This is a genomic window from Streptomyces cahuitamycinicus, from assembly GCF_002891435.1.
Taxonomy (GTDB): domain Bacteria; phylum Actinomycetota; class Actinomycetes; order Streptomycetales; family Streptomycetaceae; genus Streptomyces; species Streptomyces cahuitamycinicus.
The window spans coordinates 1-2,835 of sequence record NZ_POUC01000682.1 but is presented as its reverse complement, the minus strand read 5'-3'; the positions used below and the strand labels follow the sequence as shown (position 1 = coordinate 2,835).

The following is a 2,835-nucleotide window of genomic DNA, read 5'->3' as shown; positions in this document are numbered from 1 at the left end:
ATGTCCGCCATCATCGCGTGCAAGGCGCTCAGCAGGCGTTCCAGACGCGCCGTGTACGCGTGCTCCATCGCCAGCGTGCCCGACACCCAGGCCAGTTCGGGGCGCATCGCCTCGCACCAGTCCGAGTCGAGGAGGGACTGGAACGTGTGCAGGCCGGCGCTGATGCGGCGGGCCGAGCGGCGCAGGGCGCGGGCCGCCTCGGCGGACCCCTCCGAGCCGTTCGCCCCCGACCCCGTCTCCCGGTGCAGGCGCAGCGCCCGGAGGAACTCCGTGGCCTGCGCCCGCAGATAGCCCGCGAGGGCGTCACCGGTGGGGACGGGCCCGGCGTGCCGGGACCGGGGATCCGTCGGGTCAAGGTGTTGCTGTGCCACGCCGGCGCCTCCGGGCGTCTATGAGCATCTCCTGGACGTTGCGCAGGGGCTGTCCGTCCGCGTCGGTCGCATGCCGGGTCCAGTCGCCGTCCGGGCCGAGGTGCCAGGAGGCGGTGGCGTCGGACATGCCGGTCTCCAACAGCCGGTTCAGGGCCGCCCGGTGGGCCGGGTCGGTGACCCTGACCAGGGCCTCTATCCGGCGGTCGAGGTTGCGGTGCATCATGTCGGCGCTGCCGAACCACACCTCGGGTTCGCCGCCGTTGCCGAAGGCGAACACCCGGGAGTGCTCCAGGAAGCGGCCGAGGATCGAGCGGACCCGGACGTTCTCCGACAGGCCCGCCACGCCCGGGCGCAGCGCGCAGATGCCGCGAACCCAGACGTCCACCGGCACGCCCGCCTGGGCCGCGCGGTAGCAGGCGTCGATGAGGGCCTCGTCGACCATGGAGTTGACCTTGATGCGGACGTACGCGGGGCGCCCCGCGCGGTGGTGCTGGACTTCCTTGGTGATCCGCGAGATCAGGCCGTCGCGCAGCGACTTGGGGGCGACGAGCAGCCGGCGGTAGGTCTCCCGGCGCGAGTAGCCGGACAGGCGGTTGAAGAGGTCGGAGAGGTCGGCGCCGACCTGCGGGTCGGCCGTGAGCAGTCCGAGGTCCTCGTAGAGGCGGGCCGTCTTCGGGTGGTAGTTGCCGGTGCCGACGTGGCTGTAGCGGCGGAGCATCTCGCCCTCCTGGCGGACCACCAGCGACAGCTTGCAGTGGGTCTTCAGGCCGACCAGGCCGTAGACCACGTGGCAGCCGGCCTCCTCCAGCTTGCGGGCCCACTTGATGTTGGCGTGCTCGTCGAAGCGGGCCTTGATCTCGACCAGGACCAGCACCTGCTTGCCGGTCTCGGCGGCCTCGATGAGGGCGTCGACTATGGGGGAGTCGCCCGAGGTCCGGTACAGGGTCTGCTTGATCGCGAGGACGTCCGGGTCGCCGGCCGCCTGCTCCAGGAAGGCCTGGACGGAGGTGGAGAACGAGTCGTACGGGTGGTGCAGCAGGACGTCCCGCTCGCGCAGGGCGGCGAAGATGTCCGGCGCGGACGCCGACTCGACCTCGGCCAGGTCCCGGTGGGTGCCGGCGACGAACTTGCGGTACTTCAGCTCCGGCCGGTCGAGGGAGGCGATGCGGAACAGGCCCGTCAGGTCCAGCGGCCCGGGCAGCGGGTACACCTCCGCCTCGCTGATCTTCAGCTCGCGCACCAGCAGGTCCAGGACCTCGCGGTCGATGGACTCCTCGACCTCCAGGCGCACCGGCGGGCCGAAGCGGCGCCGCATGAGCTCCTTCTCCAGCGCCTGGAGGAGGTTCTCGGCGTCGTCCTCCTCGACCTCCAGGTCCTCGTTGCGGGTGAGGCGGAAGGCGTGGTGCTCCAGCACCTCCATGCCCGGGAACAGCTCCTCCAGGTGGGCGGCGATGACGTCCTCGATGGGGACGTAGCGGCCCGGGGAGCTCTCCAGGAACCGGGACAGCAGCGGCGGCACCTTCACGCGGGCGAAGTGCTTGTGGCCCGTGACCGGGTTGCGTACGACGACGGCCAGGTTCAGCGACAGGCCGGAGATGTACGGGAAGGGGTGCGCCGGGTCGACCGCCAGCGGGGTCAGCACGGGGAAGATCTGGTGCCGGAACAGGGTGAACAGGCGGGCCTGCTCCTTCTCCTGCAGCTCGCTCCAGCGGACCAGGTGGATGCCCTCCTCCGCGAGTGCGGGGGCGACGTCCTCGTGGTAGCAGGCGGCGTGCCGGGCCATGAGCTCGCGGGAGCGGGCCCAGATCATCTCCAGCACCTCGCGGGGCTGGAGACCGGAGGCGGAGCGGGTGGCCACGCCGGTGGCGATACGGCGCTTCAGGCCGGCCACCCGGACCATGAAGAACTCGTCCAGGTTGCTGGCGAAGATCGCGAGGAAGTTGGCCCGCTCCAGCAGGGGCGTGTTCGGGTCCTCGGCGAGCTCGAGTACGCGCTCGTTGAACGCGAGCCAGCTGCGCTCCCGGTCGAGGAAGCGGCCCTGCGGCAGCTGGGGCCCGTCGTACGGCGACTCCTCGTAGGCGTCGAGGTCGGCGTCGATGTCCGGTTCCAGATCGGAGACCGCTGCCGCCACCGTGTGAGGGCGGTGGGCTGCGATGGAGCCCACGGAGGGCTGCGCGTGCTGGACCTGTGCCTGGGTGTTCGGCTGGCTCATGGACCCATTCTTCCGCGCCGCGAGCATCACGGGCGCGTCGGACAGCGCGGGCGGGAGCGGGGGTGTCACACGAGTGCTCCCGTTTCCCTCGGGCCCCTCACGGGGTGGGGAAGGCTCTGGCACGGCGGGATTCATTGGCCGAGCTTCGCAAGCTCGTCTGAATCAATGGTTACGGAGACATGACGTGCGGGATAGCGGCTGTCTATTATACACATCTGACGCTGCCGACGAACACTAGGGTGTAGCTCCCGG

The 2,835-nt window shown here is 70.7% G+C and carries 2 protein-coding genes; both read right to left on the bottom strand.

The annotated features are described in order from the left end of the window. Positions 1-371: CHAD domain-containing protein (locus C1J00_RS41560; protein ID WP_146046375.1), on the bottom strand; the 371-nt coding region annotated here is incomplete at its 3' end. Further along, on the bottom strand, positions 352-2,718 hold the full coding sequence (locus C1J00_RS41555; protein ID WP_102913996.1) for an RNA degradosome polyphosphate kinase: 2,367 nt from the start codon (positions 2,716-2,718) through the stop codon (positions 352-354). The genes C1J00_RS41555 and C1J00_RS41560, both read right to left, overlap by 20 nt. Positions 2,719-2,835: the final 117 nt, after the last annotated feature.

Excerpts from the sequence above, each read along its gene's own strand:
- C1J00_RS41555 (WP_102913996.1), bottom strand. The coding sequence starts at position 2,718 with ATGAATCCCGCCGTGCCAGAGCCTTCCCCACCCCGTGAGGGGCCCGAG.